Source organism: Brevibacterium sp. HMSC063G07 (assembly GCF_001810665.1).
Taxonomy (GTDB): Bacteria; Actinomycetota; Actinomycetes; order Actinomycetales; family Brevibacteriaceae; genus Brevibacterium.
Genome location: NZ_KV802337.1, coordinates 1 through 272 on the forward strand (window position 1 = coordinate 1; position 272 = coordinate 272).

Consider the following 272-nt stretch of genomic DNA (forward strand, 5'->3'; position numbering starts at 1 on the left):
GTCGAATTCGTGCAGGTGGGCGACCCATGTGGATGCTTGGTCAAGGTCGGTGATGCGAGTGAGTTTCAGGGCTAGGCGGTAGAGGGTTTTGCCGGCATCGGTGCGGGGGTTGCTGGTGGTGTGGCGGCGGACTGTTCGTTGGGCGTGGACGAGGCAGCGTTGGATGCGTGTTGTTGGCCAGCAGTGGTGGATGGCTGATTGGGCACCTTGTCCGCCGTCTGTGACTGCGATTAGTGGTGCGGCAATGGGGCGTAGGAGTTCGGTGTAGGCGG

General features: G+C 62.1%; 1 protein-coding gene. It reads right to left on the reverse strand.

The features are described 5' to 3' along the window. Positions 1–272, reverse strand: a 272-nt coding sequence (locus tag HMPREF2757_RS03790) for a transposase (protein ID WP_176745879.1), incomplete at both ends; no start/stop codon positions are given.